We start from the raw sequence: 19,830 nt of genomic DNA, 5'->3' as shown, positions 1-19,830 counted from the left end.
CCTCGATTCCCGGGCACACGCGGCCCGTGTCGCCCAACCCCGTTACGCGGCCGACGCCTTGCCGCTCACCGTCACCTTCGGCAGGACGTCCTCGTACACCGCCCGGTCGAACTCGCCCGCGGCGGGCGCCGCGACGGTCGCCGACGCCAGGGCCGTCGCCCGGGCGAGCCGGTCCGGCCAGGCCAGGCCCTCCACGAGCCCGGAGAGCAGGCCCGCGACCGCCGAGTCGCCCGCGCCCGTCGGATTGCCGCGCACGGCGGCGGGCGGCGTCGCCCGCCAGGTGCCCTCGGGGGTGACGGCAAGGAGGCCGTCGGCGCCGAGGGAGGCGACGACGGCGTGCGCGCCCCTGCGGCGGGCGTCGCGGGTGGCCCGCGACGGCTCGTGGGCGCCGGTGAGTTCGGCGAGCTCCTCGGCGTTCGGCTTGACGAGGTCGGGGCGGGCGGCGACGCCGCGGCGCAGCGGTTCGCCGCTGGTGTCGAGCAGCACGGGCACGCGGGCGGCGCGCGCCGCCCGCACCAGGAGGGCGTACGCGCCGACCGGGACGCCGGGCGGCAGGCTGCCGCACAGGGCCACCGCGGTGACGTCGCCGCCCCCCACCAACTCCTGGTACGCGGTGAGGAATCCGGACCACTCGGCGGGCGACACGGCCGGGCCCGGCTCGTTGAGCTGGGTGGTGTCGCCGGTGCGGGCGTCCACGACGGCGAGGGTGCGGCGGGTCGGGCCCTCGACGGGGCGCAGCGCGTCCACGAGGCCGGGGGTGCGCGTGAGGTGGTCGCGCAGGGTGCGCCCGGTGGGGCCGCCCGCGAAGCCGGTCACCGTCACGGTGTGGCCGAGCGCGGCGAGCACCCGTGCCACGTTCACGCCCTTGCCGCCCGCGCGTTCGGTCACCTCGGTGACGCGGTGGGTGGTGTGGGGCATGAGGGCCGGGACGCGATAGGTGAGGTCGAGGGCGGCGTTGAGCGTGACCGTGACGATCACTGCTTCACCCCCGAGTCCCCGGATCCAGGACGCGCCTTCCGCGTGCGGCCCGTTCTCTACGACGCGGCTCCGCGCCCCCTGTTGACGGCTTTCGGGGCCTGATCATGCCAAAAAGAAGGCGGTTGGCCCAGACCTCGGGGCCAACCGCCTCACTGCGACCGGTTCACGCGCGGCCGCGCGCGCCTCAGCGCGGGTCGATGATCCACTCGCCCTTGCGGAGCACGCCCTTGAGCGCGAAGTCCGCGTCCAGGACGACGAGGTCGGCGTCCTTGCCGGGCTCCAGGGAGCCGACCCGGTCGTAGAGGCCGAGCACCTTCGCCGGGGTCACGGAGATCGCGGTGACGACGTCCTCGACGGGCAGCCCGTCCACTGTCACCGCGCGGTAGAACGCTCTATCCAGAGTCAGAGTAGAACCCGCGATGGCGCCGCCCTCGGCGAGCCGCGCGACGCCCTCCGACACCACGACCTCCAGCGGGCCGAGGTGGTACGTGCCGTCGCCGAAGCCCGCCGCGTCCATCGCGTCCGTGATGAGCGCGACGCGGTCGGCGCCCGCGCGGTGGAACGCCAGCTGGAAGGCGGCCGGGTGCAGGTGCGTGCCGTCATCGATCAGCTCGACGGTGACCCGCTCGTCCTCCAGGAGCGCGGCGATGGGCCCCGGCGCGCGGTGGCCGAGCCCCGGCATCGCGTTGTACAGGTGGGTGGCCACGGTGGCGCCCGCGTCGACGGCCGCCGCCGTCTGCTCGTACGTGGCGTCGGTGTGGCCGATCGCGGCGATCACGCCGTGCTCGGCGAGCAGGCGCACGGAGTCGATGCCGCCGGGCAGTTCGGTGGCGAGGGTGACCATCTTGGCCTGGCCGCGGGCCGCGTCGAGCAGCTTGCGGACCTCCGCCGGGTCCGGGTGGCGCAGCAGGGACTCGCTGTGCGCGCCCTTGCGGCACGGCGAGATGAACGGGCCCTCGAAGTGGACGCCCGCGATCTCGCCCTGCTCGGCCAGCTCGCTGAGCAGGCCCGCGCGCTGCGCCAGGGCGTCCATCTCGCCGGTGACCGTGGAGGCGACGAGGGTGGTCGTGCCGTGCAGGCGGTGCGTGTGGACGCCGTGCAGGATGTCGTCGACCGTGCCGTTGGTGAAGGACGCGCCGCCGCCGCCGTGGTTGTGCATGTCCACGAAGCCGGGCACGAGCCAGTGGCCGGTCAGGTCGATCGTCTCGGCGTCCGCGGGAGCGCTCCCCACGATGCGCGAGCCGTCCACGATGACGCGGCCGCCGTCCACGGTCCCGGTGGGCAGGACCACCCGGGCACCGGCGAGAACCTTGCTAGTGGCCATCAGGTGGATACCTCCGGGGGTGCGTCGGTGGGGGTGGTGGTGGATGTATCGGTACGGGAGCCCTCCGGCGTGAGCAGGTCCCAGGCGAGCAGGCCCGCGCCCAGGCAGCCGGCGGCGTCGCCGAGTGCCGCGGGGACGATCCCGGGCAGCGTCTGGAACTGCACCACGCGGTCCGCCACCGCCTGGCGCAGCGGCGTGAACAGCGTGTCCCCGGCCTCCGCGAGTCCGCCCCCGACGATCAGCGTGTCGGGGTCCAGGAGGGTGAGGGCCGTCAACAGGCCGTCGGCGAGGGCGTCCACGGCGTGCTGCCAGACCTCGATCGCGCGCGGGTCGCCGGAGCGCACCGCCTTGGCGCAGTCCGCGGCGTCCGCCGCCGGGTCGCCGCTCGCCTCGGCCCACGCCTTGCTCACGGCGGACGCCGAGGCGAGCCGCTCCAGACAGCCGCGCTGGCCGCAGCCGCAGGGCGGGCCGCCGGGCCGCACGACGATGTGGCCGATCTCGCCCGCCGAGCCGTGCGCGCCTGGCTCGATGACGCCGTTGATGCCGATGGCGCCCGCGATGCCGGTGCCGAGCGGCACGAACAGGAAGCGCGCCGTGCCCCGGCCCGCGCCGAGACGGCCCTCGGCGAGGCCGCCGGTGCGCACGTCGTGGCCGAGCGCCACGGGGACGCCCCCGAGGCGGGCGCTGATCAGGTCGCGCAGCGGTACGTCGGTCCAGCCGAGGTTCGCCGCGTACACGGCGAGGCCGCGCTCGGCGTCGACGATGCCGGGGACCGCGACGCCCACCGCGGCGGCGGGCTCGCCGAGGTGGGCCACGCCGTGGGCGCGCAGCTCCGCGGCGAAGTCCAGGATCGACTCGACCACGGCGTTCGCGCCGCGCTCACGGCCGGTGGGGCGGCGCGCCTCGTGCAGCAGCGTGCCGTCCGCCCCGACCAGGGCGGCCTTCATTCCGGTGCCGCCCACGTCCAGGGCGATGACATGTCTCACGGGGACAGTGTCGCGTGTGACCCCACAAGAGGTCTAGTCCAGTGTGCGCACCGTCCCCGTCCCGGGTCCCGCTACTTGAGGACGACGCTCCGGGTCAGGTTGCGCGGCCGGTCGGGGTCCTGGCCCCGGTCCTCGGCCAGCCGCACGGCCAGGCGCTGGGCGCGGACCAGGTCAGCCAGGGGGTCGACGTCGTCCCGCGCGACGAGGGTGCCGCCGACGCGGGCCACGTCCTGCGCGAGGCCCTCCGGCAGCGCCCCGAACATCCACGCCACCCGGCCCGGCGCGGTGATGGAGATCGGCCCGTGCCGGTACTCCATGGCCGGGTACGCCTCCGTCCACGCGCCCGCGGCCTCCCGCATCTTCAGGCCGGCCTCCAGGGCGAGCCCGTACGTCCAGCCGCGGCCGAGGAACGTCCACTGCTCCGCGGCGACCACGGCCTCCGGCAGCGGCTCGGCGACGGTGCGCTCGGCGTCCGCCGCGGCCTCGGCGACCGGCTTGACGCCCGGGACCGCGCCGAGCCCGGCCCGCAGGAAGGCGAGCGCCGTGGTCGCGAACCGGGTCTGCACGACGGACTCCTCGTCCGCCCAGTCCAGGACGGCCACCGCGTCGGCGGCGGCCATGACCGGCGTCTTCGGGTCGGCGGTCAGGGCCAGCGTCGGCACGCCGCCCCGCACCCGCCCGAGCAGGTCGAGCACCTCCGTCGTCGTACCGGAGCGGGTGATCGCCACGACCCGGTCGTAGCGCCGCCCCGCGGGGAACTCCGACGCCGCGAACGCGTCCGTCTCGCCCTGCCCCGCGGCCTCCCGCAGCGCCGCGTACGCGAGGGCCATGAACCACGAGGTGCCGCAGCCGGTCACGGCGATCCGCTCGCCCGGCTCCGGCAGTCCGGAGAAGGCCGCGGCGCTCCCGGCGGCCCGCCGCCAGCAGTCGGGCTGGGTGGCTATCTCATTTGCGGTACGCGACATGTGCCAAGGCTCCTTGCCGGTGCGGGAGTTGTGCCGGGCGCCGTGGGGACGGCGCCCCGAGCAGTGCTTAGCAGCAGGGCGACCGGCCGGGCAATGGGTGACCGCCGTTGCAGAAGCGATACTGGGGTGGTGTAGACCTGGTGTGTCGACGCGGGGGAGACTCGCGTTCCGGTAAGTCTCGGCAAGGGTGGGAAAAAGCGGTGCAGCGGCGCGTGACAGGCCTTACGGCGGCGGTGGCCGCACTGAGCATGGCGGCGCTGCTCGCCGGATGCGGCGAATCGGGCGGATCGGGCGATGTGACCCTCAAGCTCGTGGCGGCCGACTACGGCGACTCGACGGCGAACAGCTCCAAGAAGTACTGGGGCGAGCTGGCCGAGAAGTTCGAGGACGAGCACCCGGGCATCAAGGTCGACGTGACCGTGTACTCCTGGACGGACGTCGACCGCAAGGTCAAGGAGATGGTCGCGGACGGCGAGGCCCCCGACCTCGCGCAGATCGGCGCCTACGCGGACTACGCGGCGCAGGACAAGCTGTACAGCGCCGACGACGTGCTCTCCATCCCCACCCAGGCCGACTTCCTCGCGCCGCTGGCGAAGGCGGGCGTCTTCAACCGCGTCCAGTACGGCATGCCGTTCGCCGCGTCCACGCGCCTGCTGTTCTTCAACGAGAAGCTCTTCAAGAACGCCGGGGTCACCCCGCCGGAGAGCTGGAGCGAGCTCCAGGCCGCCGCGAAGAAGCTCAAGGCGCGCGGCGTGAAGATCCCCTACGCGCTGCCGCTCGGCCCGGAGGAGGCGCAGGCCGAGACGTACCAGTGGCTGCTCAGCGGGGGCGGCGGCTACACCGACAACGTCGGCTCGTACGACTTCGACTCCAAGCAGAACGTCAACACGTTCACGTGGCTGAAGAACGAGCTGGTCGGCAAGGGCCTGACCGGGCCGACGCCGCCCGGCAAGCTCAACCGCGCCGAGGCCTTCGCCGCCTTCACGCGCGGCGAGGTCGGCATGCTCAACGGCCACCCGACGCTGATGCAGATGGCCGCCAAGAAGCACCTGAAGTACGGCATGGTCCCCATGCCCGGCGTCAACGGCAAGGCCCAGTCCACGATGGGCGTCGCCGACTGGATGATGGCCTTCAAGGAGAACGGCCACCGCAAGGAGATCCGCGAGTTCCTCGACTTCGCGTACTCGAAGGACAACGTCCTGGAGTTCTCGCGCGAGTACGACCTGCTGCCGGTGACCACGTCGGCGTCCCAGGAGATGGCCGACGACAAGGCGGACGCGAAGAAGCTCGGCGGCTTCCTGGAGGAGCTGCCCGCCTCCCAGCTGTACCCCGTCGGCAAGACGTCCTGGGCCCAGGTGTCCGTGCAGATCAAGAAGTACATCGGCAAGACCGTCGACCCGAACGGCGACCCGCAGGCGATCCTGAGCCAGCTCGACGCGAAGGCGGCGGCGGAGGAGAACGCGAGCTAGCGTGGGCCGGGTGAACGGTGTGCCTGAGGCCGAGCCTCCCGTGCCCGAGCCCTCCGGGGCCGAGGGCGGCCTGTCCGCGCAGGCCAGGGCCGTGCTGGCCCTGGAGCGGCGCAACTGGAGCGGCCCCGGCGCCAAGGAGCGGGCCATCCGCGAGGACCTGGGCCTCGCCCCGGTCCGCTACTACCAGCTCCTCAACGCCCTGCTCGACGACGAGCGCGCCCTGGCCCACGACCCGGTCACCGTGAACCGGCTGCGACGGGTACGCGCCGCACGCCGCGCGGAGCGCTGACGCTAGGGTCGGTCCCATGGGCGACGACCGCACGCACTCCCCGTACGAGCCACTGACCCCCGCGGGCCGCGACGGCCTCGCCGCGATCCTGGCCCGCCCCGAACGCGCCGTGATCGCCCTGGACTTCGACGGCACGCTCGCGGCGATCGTGCCGGACCCCGAACGGGCCCGGGCCCACCCGGACGCCGTCCCCGCGCTCGCCGCCCTCGCCCCGAGGGTCCGCTCCGTTGCGGTCGTCACCGGCCGCCCCGCGGGCGTGGCCGTGCGCTACGGCGGCTTCGCGGGCGTCCCCGGCCTGGAGCACCTCGTCGTGCTCGGGCACTACGGCGCGGAGCGCTGGGACGCCGTCACCGGCACCGTGCGCGCGGCCGAGCCGCACCCCGGCGTCGCCGCCGTCCGCGCCGAGCTGCCCGGCTTCCTCGACGCGATCGGGGCCTGGCAGGGCACCTGGATCGAGGAGAAGGGCCGGGCCGTCGCGGTGCACACGCGCCGGGCCGAGGACCCCCAGGCCGCCTTCGAGGCCCTGCGCGGCCCCCTCGGTGAGCTCGCCGCCCGCCACGGGCTGATCGTCGAGCCCGGCCGGATGGTCCTGGAGCTGCGGCCGCCCGGCGTGGACAAGGGCGTGGCCCTCGTCGAGTACGTACGCGAAGTGGGCGCCGAGTCGGTCCTCTACGCGGGGGACGACCTCGGGGACCTGCCCGCGTTCGGTGCCGTGGACAAGCTGCGGGCGGACGGGGGAGTGCGGGGGCTCCTTGTGTGCAGCGGCAGCGCGGAGGTCGCGGAGCTCGCGTCGCGCGCCGACCTGGTGGTCGACGGCCCTGCCGGGGTGGTCGGGCTCTTGGCCCGGCTGACCGCGGCCCTTGCCTGAGGGCCTACGCCTCCAGCGCCGCCAGCTGGTCCAGGAACCAGCGGGCCGGGGGGAGGGCCGTGGCCGCGACCGCCAGGCGTTTGGTGCGTTCGGCCCGCTCCGCCGCGGGCAGGAGCAGGGCCTCGTGGAGCGCGGCGGCCGTCCCCGTCACGTCGTACGGGTTCACCGCGAACGCGTCCTCGCCGAGCTCCTCGTAGGCCCCGGCCTCCCGGGACAGGACGAGCGCGCAGCCCTCGTCGGAGACGACGGGGACCTCCTTGGCGACCAGGTTCATGCCGTCCCGGATGGGGTTGACCAGGGCCACGTCGGCGATCCTGTACGCGGCGAGGGAGCGGGCGAAGTCGTCCTTGACGTGCAGCACCACCGGCGTCCAACCGGCCGTGCCGAAGCGGGCGTTGATGCCCTCGGCGACGCGGGAGACCTCCGCCGTGTAGGCGCGGTAGACCGCGAGGTCCTGCCGCGAGGGATAGGCGAACGCGACGTGCACCACGCGCTCGTGCCACTCGGGGTGCTCGTCGAGCAGCAGCTCGTACGCCCGCAGGCCCCGGACGATGTTCTTCGACAGCTCGGTGCGGTCCACGCGGACGATGACCTTCCGGCCCGCGCCCACCTGCTCGCGCAGCGTCACAAGGCGCTCCTCGACGTCCGCGCGCCGCGACCGCTCCCGCAGGAAGTCCGCGTCCGCGCCGAGCCCGTGCACCCCGACCCGCGTCCCCGACGTGCCGCCGAGCAGCCGCACGCAGCACTCCGTGAACGCGTCCGCCCACCGCCCGGTGAGGAAGCCGAGCCGGTCCGCGCCCAGCATGCCGCGCAGCAGCTGCTCGGCGATGTCGTCGGGCAGCATCCGGAAGTAGTCGACGGGCGCCCACGGGGTGTGCGAGAAGTGCCCGATCCGCAGGTCCTCGCGGAGCTCGCGGAGCATCCCCGGGACGAGCGCGAGGTGGTAGTCCTGCACGAGGACCGCCGCGCCGGGCGCCGCGCTTTCGGCGAGCGCCTCCGCGAAGGCCTCGTTGTACTGCTCGAAGGCGGCCCACTGGGCGCGGAACTCCGGGCCGAACTCCGGCTCCAGGGGCGTCTGGTACAGCATGTGGTGCACGAACCAGAGCACCGAGTTCGCGATGCCGTTGTACGCCGCCGCGTGGGTCTTCGCGTCGATGTCGAGCATGCGCACGCCGGGCTCGGAGACCCCGCGCCGCACCGCCTCGCGGTCGCCGTCGCCGAGCGCGGAGCACACCCACAGCGCGTCCGCCTCGTCGCCGATGGCGCTGAGCCCGGAGACGAGCCCGCCGCCGCCGCGGCTAGCGGTCAGCTCGCCGTCGTCCCCGACGGCGTACGAGACGGGGCCGCGGTTGGACGCGACGAGGACCCGGGCGGCGGCGTGAGGGGAGACCATGTTGGCGAACCTAGCCCGAGCCGGGTGCGCGTAAACGCGCACCCGTGCGAGTGGCCCCTCACTTGGCCGACTCGACGTGGGGGGCAACGCCCCAGAGGGGCGCGGGGCTGTGTGACTGTGCGGCTCCGCCGCGTGGGCGCGACCAGCCCCGGACGGCCCGCAGCTGAAGACCGGCGAAGAGCCCCGCGCGGCCGCACCGCTCAAGCCACGCGCCGCGCCTCGTACTCCTCGATCTCCGTCATCGGCGGCCGCTCCTCCGTGTCCACCGGATACGTGCGCGGCTCGAAGCCGGACGCGCCCCGGACGAACTGCGTCAGCTCGGGGCGTACGAGATGGGCGCGGGCGAGCCGCAGCTGCGCCGTGCGGTAGATCGACGCGGCCATCCTGCCGAGGGCCTGCCCGTCCTGGTGCCGGTGCTTGCGCACCCCGACGTCGACCTGCGCGAGCGCGTCCAGTCCGACGGTGTGCAGCGCGTCCACGAGCAGCCCGAGCTCCACCCCGTACCCGACCGGGAACGGCAGGCGCTCCAGGAGCGACCTGCGGGCCGCGTACTCGCCGCCGAGGGGCTGGACGAACCCCGCGAGCTGGGGCCAGTGCATGTTGAGCAGGGGTCGCGCCATCAGCTCGGTGACGCGGCCGCCCTGGCCCGCCGTGGCGCCGGGGCCCTCGCCGTCGGGGTCGCCGGGGGCGCCCGGGCCGTCGAGCACCGTCAGCGGGCGGTCGTACATCGCCTTCACGAAGTGCACGTCCGGCTCGGTGAGCAGCGGGCCCACGATGCCGGTCACGAAGTCCGCGGAGAACTCCTTCAGGTCGGCGTCCACGAACGCGATCACGTCACCGTGCGTGACCAGGAGCGACCGCCACAGGACCTCGCCCTTGCCGGGCACCGCCGGGACGCGCGGCAGGATGTCGTCCCGGCGCACGACCCGGGCGCCCGCGGCGCGCGCCACCTCCGCGGTGCGATCCCGCGAGCCGGAGTCCACCACCACGAGCTCGTCGACCAGGGGGATCTTCTCGACCAGCTCGCGGCGGATCTCCGCGACGATCTCCCCGACCGTCCGCTCCTCGTCGAGGGCGGGCAGCACGACGCTGACCGTGGTGCCCGAGGCCCGCTTCGCGGCGGTGAGACGGTCCAGCGGGCGGTCGGTCACGGACCAGGAACGCCTGCTCAGCCAGCGCTCGACCTCTTCCAGCACGCGGGTTCCTCCCGTTGGTGGCCGTATGTGATCCATCTCGCGGTTCGGACGACTATCTCAACTGTCCTGGCCGTCGGTTACAGTCTTGAACAAGGCCGGTGACCGTCGCATGTCGGGGGTCGCCGTCCGTCACGGGTGCCACAGGCACACCGCGTACAACAACCGAATACCGCTCATCCAGAGGGGCAGAGGGATACGGCCCGTTGAAGCCCCGGCAACCCTCCAGCCGGTCTCGTAGCGCCATCGGCGCACCGCGAGGCTCCCGGCTCGGGAAGGTGCCAATTCCGTCTCGTGGCGAGATGCGCCGCGAGGAAGATGAGGAGAAAGGGCCTCGCCTCCATGGCTGTGCAGACCGTCGACACCACGTCCCCCGCGGGCACCGCGGACGCCACCGTCGACCTGGGACCCGCCTCGGGTCTCTCCTGCCGCGAGTGCGGCACCGTCTTCCCGCTCGGACCGATCTTCGCCTGCGCCGAGTGTTTCGGCCCGCTCGAAGTCGCCTACGACCTCCCCGTCGGCGACCCCGAGGCGCTCCGCGCCAGGATCGAGTCGGGCCCGGCCAACATCTGGCGGTACGCCCCGCTGCTGCCCGTCCCGGCCGACGTCGCGGACAAGCCCAATCTGAACCCCGGCTGGACCCAGCTCGTCAAGGCCGACAACCTGGCCCGTGAACTGGGTGTCGAACAGGGCAAGTTGTTCGTCAAGGACGACTCCGGCAACCCCACGCACTCCTTCAAGGACCGCGTCGTCGCGCAGGCCCTGGAGGCCGCGCGCGCCTTCGGCTTCACCACGCTCTCCTGCTCCTCCACGGGCAACCTCGCCGGGGCCGTCGGCGCCGCCGCCGCCCGCGCGGGCTTCCGCTCCTGCGTGTTCATCCCGCACGACCTGGAGCAGGGCAAGGTCGTCATGGCCGCGGTCTACGGCGGCGAGCTCGTCGGCATCGAGGGCAACTACGACGACGTGAACCGCTTCTGCTCCGAGCTCATCGGCGACCCGCTCGGCGAGGGCTGGGGCTTCGTCAACGTGAACCTGCGGCCGTACTACGGCGAGGGCTCCAAGACCCTCGCGTACGAGATCTGCGAGCAGCTCGGCTGGGAACTGCCGGACCAGCTCGTGATCCCCATCGCCTCAGGATCGCAGCTCACGAAGATCGACAAGGGTCTGAAGGAGCTGATCAAGCTCGGCCTGGTCGCGGACAAGCCGTACAAGATCTTCGGCGCCCAGGCGGAGGGCTGCTCGCCGGTCTCCGCCGCCTTCAAGGCGGGCCACGACGTCGTCCGCCCGCAGAAGCCGAACACCATCGCCAAGTCCCTCGCCATCGGCAACCCGGCCGACGGTCCGTACGTGCTCGACATCGCCCGGCGCACGGGCGGCGCGGTGGAGGACGTGACCGACGAGCAGGTCGTCGACGCGATCAAGCTCCTCGCCCGTACGGAGGGCATCTTCGCGGAGACCGCGGGTGGCGTGACCGTCGGGGTCACGCGCAAGCTGATCGAGGAAGGGCTCCTCGACACCTCCCTCACCACGGTCGTCCTCAACACCGGTGACGGCCTGAAGACCCTCGACGCGGTGGCCGCGACGTCTCAGGCGACCGCGACGATCCGGCCCAGCCTGGACGCGTTCCGCGCCGCGGGGCTCGCGGGCTGAATGCCTTCAGCGGATCCGTCGTGGCTGGTCGCGCCCGCGCGGCGGAGCCGCATATTGACATGGCCCCGCGCCCCTTCGGGGGCGCCCTTGAGCGGGGCGCTCCTGAACGGGGCGCCCTGTCTGAACTACCGAGGTGAAGAGTATGAGCGTCAACGTTCGCATCCCGACCATCCTTCGTACGTACACCGGCGGGCAGGCCGAGGTGAGCGCCGAGGGCGCCACCCTCGCCGAGGTCATCACCGACCTGGAGAGGAACCACGCCGGGATCGGCGCCCGCGTCCTGGACGACCAGGGCAAGCTGCGCCGCTTCGTGAACGTGTACGTCAATGACGACGACGTGCGTTTCGAGCAGGGCCTCCAGACCGCGACGCCCGACGGCGCGGGCGTCTCGATCATTCCGGCGGTCGCCGGCGGCTGAGCCGTTCCGGCGTTCCGGAACCGCCGCGGAGCCGTTTCGTATACAACGGCTCTTGTTCCCACGCAGAGTTACCTCGATTGCCCCCTCCGCGAGAGAAGCGGAGGGGGCAATTCTGCATGGTTGAGCGCGGTACAGTTGGGAATGGAGCTTCGCTTTTGATCTCGGGCGGCATGAGTCGCCTCGGTGAAGTCGGCCGCGGAGCCGACAAGAAGCAGCCAAAGTGTCCTGCCTATTTGAGCCGAACGTGGCTTTTGTCTGGCCCGACTTGCCCTGAACGCCGGTGAATTATCCGCATATCGGCGATCGGCCGTGCCCAGAATTCTCGTCCGATTGACCTGTTGCAGACGGCAGTTGGACAGATACATTCAGCCGCGGTCGACGCGTTCCGGCGCACATCCCCCAACCCATGGGGGGTGAGGTCTGACCCGGGTCCGTGAAGTGCGGTCCTGCGCAAGGGCCAGTAATAGGGGAGTTAGGCATGGCTCAGGGCACCGTCAAGTGGTTCAACGCGGAGAAGGGATACGGCTTCATCGCGGTCGACGGTGGTGCGGATGTATTCGTCCACTACAGCGCGATTCAGATGGACGGCTACCGCACCCTGGAAGAAGGTCAGCGAGTCGAGTTCGAGATCTCGCAGGGCCAGAAGGGTCCGCAGGCGGACATGGTCAAGCTCGCTGTTTGAGCGGCTTGACGCGATCGGCCACCAGCGACGCGTGGGCCCGCCTCCCGGTTCGGGAGGCGGGCCCTCCTCTGTTGGGCCCCGCCCCACCCGGGCCCTGCCCTGCCCCGCCCGGGCCCTGCCCCGCCCTGCCCCTGCCCCTGCCCCGCCCTGCCCCTGCCCCTGCCCCGCCCTGCCCTGCCCGGGGCCTGCCCCGCCCGGGCCCCGGCGCGCCGACCGCCCCTCGGCCACGGGCCGTCGCCCTCCCGCCGCCCCGCCGTATGTCTGGCCGCCCGTCCCTCCTGCGCCGCCGCTGACGCGGCGGGATGCTTCCCGCCCGCCCACCCATGGCCAGGCGGCTTCACGGCGCGGGTGGGCCGTGCGCCTTGCCGTCTGTCTTCTGTGCCGCCGCTGACGCGGCGGGTGGCCCCCGCCCGCCCATGGCCAGGTGGCTTCACGGCGCGGGTGAGCCGTGCGCCTTGCCGCCGTCTCTTGGGCGCGGCTTGTCGCCCTCTGCGCCGCCCGCCCGCCCATGGCCAGGCGGTTTCCTGTGGGGGCGGGGTGTTCGCCTTGCGTCGGCTCTCGGGCGCGGGGCGTCGTCCACGGCACCGGCGCTGACGCGCCGGATGTTTCCCACCCACCCGCCCGTTTGCTCGGCAGTGCACCGCGCGGGCAGGGGAGCGCGCCCCCGGCTTGCGCCGTGAAGCTGGCTGGTCATGGGTGGGCGGGTGGGAGGCATCCGCCGCGGAGCGGCGGCGTCGTGGGTGGCAGCCCGCAGCCGGGGGACGGGCAGGCGGCAGCGGCGGGCCAGGGCTCGTGCTTCGGAAGGGGGCGGGGGAGCGCGCCCCCGGCTTGCGCCGTGAAGCTGGCTGGTCATGGGTGGGCGGGTGGGAGACACCCGCCGCGGAGCGGTGGCGTCGTGGGTGGCGGCCCGCACCCGGGGGAGCGTCGCGGAGCGGTGGCGGCCCGCAGCCGGGGGCCGGCGGCGGGCCGGCGCTCGGGCTTCGGGAGGCGCAGGTTCCGGGGGGACCGGGCGGCAGGGGAAGCAGGGAAGCCGGACCCCAGTGTGTGGGGGCGACCTTGCACTCGGAGGGGGCGAGTGCTAATCATTGGCGTTAGCACTCTACGAGTGAGAGTGACAGAAGGACCGGGTGGGTGAGGTCCGCAGGCCGGGTGGGGCAAGGAACCACAAGGCAGGCAGACCGTCCGTCGCGGGCGCCGGCGCGGTCCGAGTTTTTCCACCCCTGTCCGGGAGGACCACTTCACATGGCCAAGATCATCGCGTTCGACGAGGAGGCACGGCGCGGCCTCGAGCGCGGCATGAACCAGCTCGCCGACGCCGTCAAGGTGACCCTGGGCCCCAAGGGTCGCAACGTCGTCCTCGAGAAGAAGTGGGGCGCCCCCACGATCACCAACGATGGTGTGTCCATCGCCAAGGAGATCGAGCTCGAGGACCCGTACGAGAAGATCGGCGCCGAGCTGGTCAAGGAGGTCGCGAAGAAGACGGACGACGTCGCCGGTGACGGCACGACGACCGCGACCGTCCTGGCCCAGGCGCTGGTCCGCGAGGGCCTGCGCAACGTGGCCGCGGGTGCCAACCCCATGGCCCTGAAGCGCGGCATCGAGAAGGCCGTCGAGGCCGTCTCGGGCGCCCTGCTCGACCAGGCCAAGGAGGTCGAGACCAAGGAGCAGATCGCCTCCACGGCCTCCATCTCCGCCGCCGACACCCAGATCGGCGAGCTCATCGCCGAGGCCATGGACAAGGTCGGCAAGGAAGGCGTCATCACCGTCGAGGAGTCGCAGACCTTCGGGCTTGAGCTTGAGCTCACCGAGGGCATGCGCTTCGACAAGGGCTACATCTCGGCGTACTTCGCGACCGACATGGAGCGCATGGAGGCGGCGCTCGAGGACCCGTACATCCTCATCGTCAACTCCAAGATCTCCAACGTGAAGGACCTCCTTCCGCTCCTGGAGAAGGTCATGCAGTCGGGCAAGCCGCTGCTGATCATCGCCGAGGACGTCGAGGGCGAGGCCCTGTCCACGCTGGTCGTCAACAAGATCCGTGGCACCTTCAAGTCCGTCGCCGTCAAGGCCCCGGGCTTCGGCGACCGCCGCAAGGCCATGCTCGGTGACATCGCCATCCTCACGGGCGGCACGGTCATCTCCGAGGAGGTCGGCCTCAAGCTGGAGAACGCCGGTCTCGACCTGCTCGGCCGCGCCCGCAAGGTCGTCATCACCAAGGACGAGACCACGATCGTCGACGGTGCCGGTGACTCCGAGGCCGTCCAGGGCCGGGTGAACCAGATCCGCGCCGAGATCGAGAACAGCGACTCGGACTACGACCGCGAGAAGCTCCAGGAGCGCCTGGCGAAGCTCGCGGGCGGCGTGGCCGTCATCAAGGCCGGTGCCGCGACCGAGGTCGAGCTCAAGGAGCGCAAGCACCGCATCGAGGATGCCGTTCGCAACGCGAAGGCGGCCGTCGAGGAGGGCATCGTCGCCGGTGGTGGCGTGGCCCTGCTGCAGGCCTCCTCGGTGTTCGAGAAGCTGGAGCTCGAGGGCGACGAGGCCACCGGTGCCGCCGCCGTCAAGCTGGCTCTTGAGGCCCCGCTGAAGCAGATCTCCGTGAACGCCGGCCTTGAGGGTGGCGTCATCGTGGAGAAGGTCCGCAACCTCACCCCCGGTCACGGCCTGAACGCCGCGAACGGCGAGTACGTGGACATGATCGCCGAGGGCATCATCGACCCGGCGAAGGTCACGCGTTCCGCGCTGCAGAACGCCGCGTCGATCGCCGCGCTGTTCCTCACCACCGAGGCCGTCATCGCCGACAAGCCGGAGAAGGCCGCCCCGGCCGCTCCGGGCGGCATGCCCGGCGGTGACATGGACTTCTGAGCCTGACGGTTCAGCCTGTCCTTTCCGAGGGCGGTATCCCTTGCCACTGGCGGGGGGTGCCGCCCTCGGGCGTTTCCGCGTCAGCCGACGCGACCGGTCTTCAGCACGTGGACGGTGACGGTGTCGCCGTCCGCCCGGTACAGCACACGCCAGGCTCCGACGTGCAGCCGGTAGTAGCCGGACGACCCCAGCGGACGGGCCGCTTCCGGGCATGGATCGTCAGCGAGTGCCCGAACCGCCGCAGCCGTTGCCTTGGCGCCCGTGGGGTCAGCCAGGCGGAGCCGCCGGAACTCGGCCATGGCCTGATGTTCCCAGACCACGGTGTACGTCACGAGGCGGCCTCTCGGTGGTCCTCCGCCTCCAGCTGCGCCATGAACTCGTCGTGGGACAAGGCAGGCCCCGTGGGGGCGGCCTCGCGCGCCCGAGCCTCGACGATGTCAGCCTCGTCGCGCAGCCGCTGCAGTTCTTCGAGCTCGCTTATGGGGATGAGCGCGGCAGCGGGCTTTCCGTACTCGGTGATCAGGATGTGCTCTTGTCCGTGGCGGACCCGGCCGACCAACTGCCCGAGCTGGTTGCGGGCGTCCACGAGGGGATAGGTCTCCATAGTGAAACTGTACACACCTGCTGGTGTGTGGAGTGTCCTCAAGACGTCGTCCTTTCGTGTCAGGGAGCGGCCGCCGCGCGGACTCGTGCCGCGTGGGTGTGGACCTGGGCGGCCGTGAGCGGGGGTGTGCGGGGTGCCGCTTCGCCCCGGCAGGGGCCGCAGTGGCCGCCCGGCAAGGCCTCCGGGCGGCCCGGAGCGCCGCAGCGTGCGCACTCCAGTACGCGCAGCACGGGGCGCGCGGCGATCGGCTCCGGTGGGAGCTTTGAGGTCAGGCGGCTGCGGACGAGGGCCGCCGGGCTGTGGACCGGGGTGGGCAGGCCCGTGGTCAGGGCGCGCAGGATCGCCTCCTCCGTGGCGCCCCGCGCGAACCACCGCTCCGCGAGGGGGCCGAGCGCCGCGCAGTCCGCCGCCGAGAGGGAGAGCGCCGGGGCCGTCCGGCCCAGGGCCGCCAGGAGGATGAACGCCCTGCTGCGCGTGGGGCGTTGGCGCTCCCTCGGTAAGTCGCCCCGGGTGAACTCCGCCCACCACGTGTCGTCCCTCGCCGTGCGTGAGAACCACGTCCGGGTGATCCAGCGGGCGCTCCCGCTGCCGTGCACGTGTTCGCGTCCCCGGCGCAGATGGCCCGCCGCCTGAAGGGCGTTGAGGGCCGTCCGCAGCGCGCACTGCCCGTACGGGAGGGTCTTGGCCAGCGTCTTCACGGAGATGTCCGTGCCGTCGGGCAGCCGGTCGACGTACGCGGCGACGGTCGCCTCGCGGGGAGGTAAGTGCGGGAAGTCGTCCCCGGTGCGGGGGAGTTGGTCCGGCGCGGAGCGCTTTCCGTAACCCGGATTGGCCATCGGGTGCGGGGCCGCGTGCGGGGCGCGGACGGCGTCGCTAAACTTGGCGTCAGCCATGGGATCGACCTCTATCTCGATCTTGCTGGTTAAACCCCCGCAGGTGTTCCAGCACCGGGCGGGGGTTGTTCGTTATGCGGGCACGTTAAGGCGTCGCTACGTTGCGTGGCAAGTCAGTTGCGGGAAGTGAGGCTTCCGTCAACTCGCGGGGAGGGTGGGCGGGTTGAGACCCACCGCCCGTTCCTTGGAAAGAGGGCTCGGGGCTGGCGGCTTGAGCTTCGGGCTCGCCTTCAAGCGCCGGATGGGCTGGAGCTGTGCTTGAGGCCCTCTATGAAGGCGCACCAGGCCGCAGCCTGGAACACGAGCTTCGGGCCGTGGGGGTTCTTGGAGTCGCGGACGGGAGTGACATCCGGGTAGCAGTCGGCGACCTCCAGGCAGTCGTTGGCGCCGGCGCTGTGGCTCGACTTGTGCCAGGCGGCTGTGCTCAGGTCGTAGTCAGGGATGTTCCTCATGGGTGTAATCCTGGGCCAACGCCTCGATCAGGGCCAGGGACTTCTCCGGCGAGAGCGCGTCGGCCGCTAGGAGGTCGAACACGAACCTCAGTTGGTCGACCATGGCCGGGTCATCCTCCAGCCGCCCGTTGCGCACTCCCTCGAAATAGACCAGCGGAGGTGCGTCCTCGAACTCCATCAGCTTCAGGGCGCCCTGCGCTGCTGCGTGTGCTCCCGCGCTGAGCGGTAGGACTTGCACGATGGCTCGGCTTCGGCGGGCCAGTCCCGCGATATGGCGCAGGGCCTCAGCCATGACTGCCCGGCCACCGGTCTCCCGACGTAGCGCCGACTCGTCAAGCACCACCCACAGCAACGGCTTCGTTGGATGGTCGAGCAGCCGGGCCCGTTCCATCCGACCGTCCACCCATTCGTCGACGGTTTCTTCCGGTGTCGTTGGGTCGTATGCACGGTTCACGGCCCGTGCGTACGCGGGAGTCTGGAGCAGCCCGGGGATCAGGAGCGGAGCGTACTGCCTGATCGCGGTGGCCTGAGCCTCAGCTTCCGCTGCCTCTGCGAAGTGCTCGTCGTATTTCGACTTGGCTGCCGCCTTGCAGTTGCGGGCGAAGAAGCCCCCTGTCCCCAGCACTTCGTCGAGCATCCGCGCATGGTCCGGCTGCATCCGCCGCGTACCGGCCTCCAGCTGGCCGATGAACGAGCCGCTGACGAAGATGCGGCAGCCAAGCTCCTCCTGGCTGAAGCCGGACTTCTCGCGCGCATGGCGCAGCTCCGCGCCCAGTAACGCGCGGGGGTTGGACGACGGATCGAGGTCTTTGGGGCGGGTCATCGGCAGGTAGCTCCTCGGACAGCGGGGTCTGTTGGGTGGCCTGCGCTTTTCAGGGTAGGCGCGGATGAACACCCTGGGTGAGGAACGTTGAACACTCAGTAGAAAGGCGTAGGTCATGGCAATGACGGCGGAGGAGAGGGGCCGCGCGGCCGAGGACGCGGTGGCCGCGCTGCGCGCGGAGCTGGCCCGGCTCGGGCTGACGCTGCCCTCGCTGCGCGTGGACCCCCTGACGATGGCGGCCGAGGCCCCGTACCCCCTGGTGGAGTTGGGGAGGTGCAACCTCGACACGGCGATGCGCCTCGTGGCCGTGTTGCGCGGGGCCGCGAAGTGAACCCCGGGGAGTACGCGGTCGACGTACGGGACGGCAGCGTCGGCCAGGTGATGGGCCACGAGGGCGGCTACGTCCAGCTGCGGCCGGTCGGCGGCGGCCGGGAGTGGGACTGCCCGCCGGAGTCGACGGCCCCGGCGTCGACGGGGGAGGTGCTGCGGGCCCGCGTCCGCCAGGTGAACCGCGAGGGGCGGCTGCCGTGAGGGGCGTTGTCAGTGGCCGGTGGGACGGTGGGGCGCATGGGACTTTCGACCCGGTGCCACCGGGATCAGCTCACCGGCCTGTGGACCGCCACCGGTGAGGACGGGGAGCGCCCGGCGGTGACGGTGACGGCGGGGACGGCGGACGAAGCGGCTGCGCTGGTACGGGAGGCGTTCGGCCTGGCGGCGTACCGCCCCCGCCGCCGCTGCCACCCGGGTGGCAGCGCTTCGACCTGATCCACTGCCCGGTGGGGCGGCTGCCCGGGTTCGGGGATCCGCTGTACGGCACGATCAAGGCGAGCCCGCCTCAGGGCTGCACGGTGGAGGCGTTCGGGGCGTACTTCGGGCTGAGGTGCGAGCGGCGGGTTCCGAGGGCGGGACCGACGGGTGGGGCGCCGGGATCGTGGGGCAACTGCTCCTCATGGCCGCCGAGCGCGGCCTGGCGCTCGGCTACCGCCCGGCGGAGCTGGTGGCGTTCCTGCGCCGGGCGGTGGGGGACGCCGGGCCCTAGGCCCGGTCCTTCGCCGCGAGGGCCGCGCGGAGGTGGCCGTTCGACTCGGTGAGAAGGCGCGCCGCCGTGGGGGCGTCCACCGCGCCGAGGATCGTGAGGATCGCGGGCTTGACCTCGCCGTCCGTCGCGGCGAGGGCGCGCTCGATCTCGTCGTCGGGGGCGCCCGTCGCCAGGGACACGATGCGGCGGGAGCGGGCGCGCAGCTTCTCGTTGGAGGCGCGGACGTCGACCATCAGGTTCCCGTACGTCTTGCCCAGGCGGATCATCGTGATCGTAGAGATCATGTTGAGGACCAGCTTCTGCGCCGTGCCCGCCTTCAAGCGGGTGGAGCCGGTGAGGAGTTCGGGGCCCACGACGACTTCGATGCCGTGCTCGGCGGCCGCCGCGAGCGCGCTGTCCGCGTTGCAGGACAGGCCGATCGTCAGGGCCCCGACGGTCCGGGCGTGCTCGACCGCGCCGATCGCGTACGGGGTGCGGCCGGACGCGGAGATCCCGACGACCGTGTCCTCGGGGGTGAGCGCGAGCGCCGTCAGGTCCTCGGCGGCCAGGAGTTTGCTGTCCTCCGCGCCCTCGACCGCCGTGACCATCGCGGTCGGCCCGCCCGCGATCAGGCCGACCACGTCACCGGGGTCGGTGTTGAAGGTCGGCGGGCACTCGGACGCGTCCAGGACGCCGAGGCGCCCGGCCGTGCCCGCGCCCGCGTAGACCAGACGGCCGCCGCGCGCCATGCGCTCCGCCGTGGCGTCGATCGCGGCGGCGATCCGGGGGAGCTGCGCGGCGACGGCGGTGGGGACGGTCGCGTCCTCGCCGTTCATGATCCGGGCGATGTCCTCGGTGGGCAGCCGGTCGATCTCGGCGAGCTCCGGCCGGAAGGCCTCGGTGGTGAGGGACGCGAGCTCGGCGCGTAGTTCGCCGTAGCCGTCGGAGGTGGAGGTCATG

22 protein-coding genes and 1 riboswitch are annotated in these 19,830 nt (G+C 72.4%); of the genes, 10 read left to right on the top strand and 12 right to left on the bottom strand.

The window, feature by feature from the left end:
* Nucleotides 1–42 precede the first annotated feature (42 nt).
* The 4 genes from MQV74_RS19505 to MQV74_RS19490 form a co-directional block, all read right to left on the bottom strand.
* Nucleotides 43–978: a 1-phosphofructokinase family hexose kinase gene (locus tag MQV74_RS19505; RefSeq protein WP_242719442.1), complete on the bottom strand. Its 936-nt coding sequence runs from the start codon at nt 976–978 to the stop codon at nt 43–45.
* A 184-nt stretch (nt 979–1,162) separates the two neighbouring features.
* Complete coding sequence (nagA, locus tag MQV74_RS19500; protein WP_242719440.1) at nt 1,163–2,302, bottom strand: N-acetylglucosamine-6-phosphate deacetylase; 1,140 nt, start codon at nt 2,300–2,302, stop codon at nt 1,163–1,165.
* The gene (locus MQV74_RS19495) at nt 2,302–3,288 is read right to left on the bottom strand and encodes an ROK family protein (RefSeq protein WP_242719438.1); all 987 of its coding nucleotides are present in this window, start codon (nt 3,286–3,288) and stop codon (nt 2,302–2,304) included. The genes nagA and MQV74_RS19495 overlap by 1 nt, the downstream gene beginning before the upstream one ends.
* Before the next feature lie 71 nt (nt 3,289–3,359).
* The gene (locus MQV74_RS19490; protein WP_242719436.1) at nt 3,360–4,253 is read right to left on the bottom strand and encodes an SIS domain-containing protein; all 894 of its coding nucleotides are present in this window, start codon (nt 4,251–4,253) and stop codon (nt 3,360–3,362) included.
* Between the two features lie 200 nt (nt 4,254–4,453).
* On the opposite strand from MQV74_RS19490, the gene MQV74_RS19485 reads away from it, so the two are divergent.
* The 3 genes from MQV74_RS19485 to otsB are packed head-to-tail and all read left to right on the top strand — an operon-like array spanning nt 4,454 to nt 6,879.
* Nucleotides 4,454–5,722 carry an extracellular solute-binding protein gene (locus MQV74_RS19485; RefSeq protein WP_441349343.1) on the top strand — a complete coding sequence of 423 codons (1,269 nt, stop codon included), beginning with the start codon at nt 4,454–4,456 and terminating at the stop codon, nt 5,720–5,722.
* A 40-nt stretch (nt 5,723–5,762) separates the two neighbouring features.
* Nucleotides 5,763–6,011: a DUF3263 domain-containing protein gene (locus MQV74_RS19480; RefSeq protein ID WP_374120786.1), complete on the top strand. Its 249-nt coding sequence runs from the start codon at nt 5,763–5,765 to the stop codon at nt 6,009–6,011.
* 16 nt (nt 6,012–6,027) lie between these two features.
* Nucleotides 6,028–6,879 (top strand): trehalose-phosphatase, encoded by an 852-nt coding sequence (gene otsB, locus MQV74_RS19475; RefSeq protein ID WP_242719432.1) that lies wholly within the window; start codon nt 6,028–6,030, stop codon nt 6,877–6,879.
* A gap of 4 nt (nt 6,880–6,883) precedes the next feature.
* On the opposite strand, the gene MQV74_RS19470 is transcribed toward otsB, so the two are convergent.
* Together MQV74_RS19470 and MQV74_RS19465 are read right to left on the bottom strand one after the other, a co-directional pair.
* Entirely contained in the window at nt 6,884–8,272 is a 1,389-nt protein-coding gene (locus tag MQV74_RS19470) for an alpha,alpha-trehalose-phosphate synthase (UDP-forming) (RefSeq protein ID WP_242719424.1), read from the bottom strand.
* Nucleotides 8,273–8,472: 200 nt separating this feature from the next.
* Nucleotides 8,473–9,468, bottom strand: coding sequence for a glucosyl-3-phosphoglycerate synthase (locus tag MQV74_RS19465; protein ID WP_242719422.1), 996 nt, complete (start codon nt 9,466–9,468; stop codon nt 8,473–8,475).
* A 170-nt stretch (nt 9,469–9,638) separates the two neighbouring features.
* Nucleotides 9,639–9,790: riboswitch (SAM riboswitch) on the top strand.
* Here MQV74_RS19465 and thrC point away from each other — a divergent pair.
* The 4 genes from thrC (at nt 9,784) to groL (ending at nt 15,080) form a co-directional block, all read left to right on the top strand.
* Entirely contained in the window at nt 9,784–11,115 is a 1,332-nt protein-coding gene (gene thrC / locus MQV74_RS19460) for a threonine synthase (protein WP_242719420.1), read from the top strand. It overlaps the preceding riboswitch by 7 nt.
* Nucleotides 11,116–11,257: 142 nt before the next feature.
* Nucleotides 11,258–11,533 carry a MoaD/ThiS family protein gene (locus MQV74_RS19455; protein ID WP_242719418.1) on the top strand — a complete coding sequence of 92 codons (276 nt, stop codon included), beginning with the start codon at nt 11,258–11,260 and terminating at the stop codon, nt 11,531–11,533.
* 478 nt (nt 11,534–12,011) lie between these two features.
* Entirely contained in the window at nt 12,012–12,215 is a 204-nt protein-coding gene (locus tag MQV74_RS19450; RefSeq protein ID WP_005315736.1) for a cold-shock protein, read from the top strand.
* A 1,242-nt stretch (nt 12,216–13,457) separates the two neighbouring features.
* Nucleotides 13,458–15,080: a chaperonin GroEL gene (gene groL / locus MQV74_RS19445; protein ID WP_030682188.1), complete on the top strand. Its 1,623-nt coding sequence runs from the start codon at nt 13,458–13,460 to the stop codon at nt 15,078–15,080.
* Nucleotides 15,081–15,160: 80 nt separating this feature from the next.
* On the opposite strand, the gene MQV74_RS19440 is transcribed toward groL, so the two are convergent.
* From MQV74_RS19440 to MQV74_RS19420, 5 genes are all read right to left on the bottom strand, one after another.
* A complete protein-coding gene (locus tag MQV74_RS19440; RefSeq protein ID WP_242719416.1) occupies nt 15,161–15,412 on the bottom strand; it encodes a type II toxin-antitoxin system RelE family toxin in 252 nt (83 codons plus the stop codon).
* Complete coding sequence (locus MQV74_RS19435; RefSeq protein ID WP_242719414.1) at nt 15,409–15,684, bottom strand: type II toxin-antitoxin system Phd/YefM family antitoxin; 276 nt, start codon at nt 15,682–15,684, stop codon at nt 15,409–15,411. The genes MQV74_RS19440 and MQV74_RS19435 overlap by 4 nt, the downstream gene beginning before the upstream one ends.
* A 59-nt stretch (nt 15,685–15,743) precedes the next feature.
* Entirely contained in the window at nt 15,744–16,577 is an 834-nt protein-coding gene (locus MQV74_RS19430) for a hypothetical protein (protein ID WP_242719411.1), read from the bottom strand.
* A 230-nt stretch (nt 16,578–16,807) separates the two neighbouring features.
* The gene (locus MQV74_RS19425; protein WP_242719409.1) at nt 16,808–17,029 is read right to left on the bottom strand and encodes a DUF397 domain-containing protein; all 222 of its coding nucleotides are present in this window, start codon (nt 17,027–17,029) and stop codon (nt 16,808–16,810) included.
* On the bottom strand, nt 17,013–17,852 hold the full coding sequence (locus MQV74_RS19420) for a helix-turn-helix domain-containing protein (protein ID WP_242719407.1): 840 nt from the start codon (nt 17,850–17,852) through the stop codon (nt 17,013–17,015). The genes MQV74_RS19425 and MQV74_RS19420 overlap by 17 nt, the downstream gene beginning before the upstream one ends.
* 115 nt (nt 17,853–17,967) lie before the next feature.
* Here MQV74_RS19420 and MQV74_RS19415 point away from each other — a divergent pair, with 115 nt between their 5' ends.
* From MQV74_RS19415 to MQV74_RS19405, 3 genes are read left to right on the top strand one after another with little or no spacing between them, the layout of a single operon-like run.
* Nucleotides 17,968–18,183, top strand: coding sequence for a hypothetical protein (locus MQV74_RS19415; protein ID WP_242719405.1), 216 nt, complete (start codon nt 17,968–17,970; stop codon nt 18,181–18,183).
* Entirely contained in the window at nt 18,180–18,383 is a 204-nt protein-coding gene (locus tag MQV74_RS19410; RefSeq protein WP_172388100.1) for a hypothetical protein, read from the top strand. The genes MQV74_RS19415 and MQV74_RS19410 overlap by 4 nt, the downstream gene beginning before the upstream one ends.
* 36 nt (nt 18,384–18,419) lie before the next feature.
* Complete coding sequence (locus MQV74_RS19405; protein WP_242719403.1) at nt 18,420–18,617, top strand: hypothetical protein; 198 nt, start codon at nt 18,420–18,422, stop codon at nt 18,615–18,617.
* A gap of 270 nt (nt 18,618–18,887) precedes the next feature.
* Here the strand turns inward: MQV74_RS19405 and murQ are convergent, their stop codons facing one another.
* Nucleotides 18,888–19,829 carry an N-acetylmuramic acid 6-phosphate etherase gene (gene murQ / locus MQV74_RS19400; RefSeq protein WP_242719401.1) on the bottom strand — a complete coding sequence of 314 codons (942 nt, stop codon included), beginning with the start codon at nt 19,827–19,829 and terminating at the stop codon, nt 18,888–18,890.
* Between the last annotated feature and the right edge of the window lies 1 nt (nt 19,830).

The organism is Streptomyces sp. AN091965 (genome assembly GCF_022698285.1).
Taxonomy (GTDB): Bacteria; Actinomycetota; Actinomycetes; order Streptomycetales; family Streptomycetaceae; genus Streptomyces.
Note: the sequence above shows the minus strand (reverse complement) of the source record. Positions and strands in the feature narration are given on the sequence as shown.

What these genes read in the sequence shown, in the direction of transcription:
- MQV74_RS19435 (WP_242719414.1), bottom strand. Translation starts at nt 15,684, where the DNA reads ATGGAGACCTATCCCCTCGTGGACGCCCGCAACCAGCTCGGGCAGTTG.
- MQV74_RS19425 (WP_242719409.1), bottom strand. Translation starts at nt 17,029, where the DNA reads ATGAGGAACATCCCTGACTACGACCTGAGCACAGCCGCCTGGCACAAG.
- nagA (WP_242719440.1), bottom strand. Translation starts at nt 2,302, where the DNA reads ATGGCCACTAGCAAGGTTCTCGCCGGTGCCCGGGTGGTCCTGCCCACC.
- murQ (WP_242719401.1), bottom strand. Translation starts at nt 19,829, where the DNA reads ATGACCTCCACCTCCGACGGCTACGGCGAACTACGCGCCGAGCTCGCG.
- MQV74_RS19470 (WP_242719424.1), bottom strand. Translation starts at nt 8,272, where the DNA reads ATGGTCTCCCCTCACGCCGCCGCCCGGGTCCTCGTCGCGTCCAACCGC.
- MQV74_RS19455 (WP_242719418.1), top strand. Translation starts at nt 11,258, where the DNA reads ATGAGCGTCAACGTTCGCATCCCGACCATCCTTCGTACGTACACCGGC.
- MQV74_RS19405 (WP_242719403.1), top strand. Translation starts at nt 18,420, where the DNA reads ATGGGACTTTCGACCCGGTGCCACCGGGATCAGCTCACCGGCCTGTGG.
- MQV74_RS19490 (WP_242719436.1), bottom strand. Translation starts at nt 4,253, where the DNA reads ATGTCGCGTACCGCAAATGAGATAGCCACCCAGCCCGACTGCTGGCGG.
- otsB (WP_242719432.1), top strand. Translation starts at nt 6,028, where the DNA reads ATGGGCGACGACCGCACGCACTCCCCGTACGAGCCACTGACCCCCGCG.
- MQV74_RS19415 (WP_242719405.1), top strand. Translation starts at nt 17,968, where the DNA reads ATGGCAATGACGGCGGAGGAGAGGGGCCGCGCGGCCGAGGACGCGGTG.
- MQV74_RS19420 (WP_242719407.1), bottom strand. Translation starts at nt 17,852, where the DNA reads ATGACCCGCCCCAAAGACCTCGATCCGTCGTCCAACCCCCGCGCGTTA.
- MQV74_RS19430 (WP_242719411.1), bottom strand. Translation starts at nt 16,577, where the DNA reads ATGGCTGACGCCAAGTTTAGCGACGCCGTCCGCGCCCCGCACGCGGCC.
- thrC (WP_242719420.1), top strand. Translation starts at nt 9,784, where the DNA reads ATGAGGAGAAAGGGCCTCGCCTCCATGGCTGTGCAGACCGTCGACACC.
- MQV74_RS19450 (WP_005315736.1), top strand. Translation starts at nt 12,012, where the DNA reads ATGGCTCAGGGCACCGTCAAGTGGTTCAACGCGGAGAAGGGATACGGC.
- groL (WP_030682188.1), top strand. Translation starts at nt 13,458, where the DNA reads ATGGCCAAGATCATCGCGTTCGACGAGGAGGCACGGCGCGGCCTCGAG.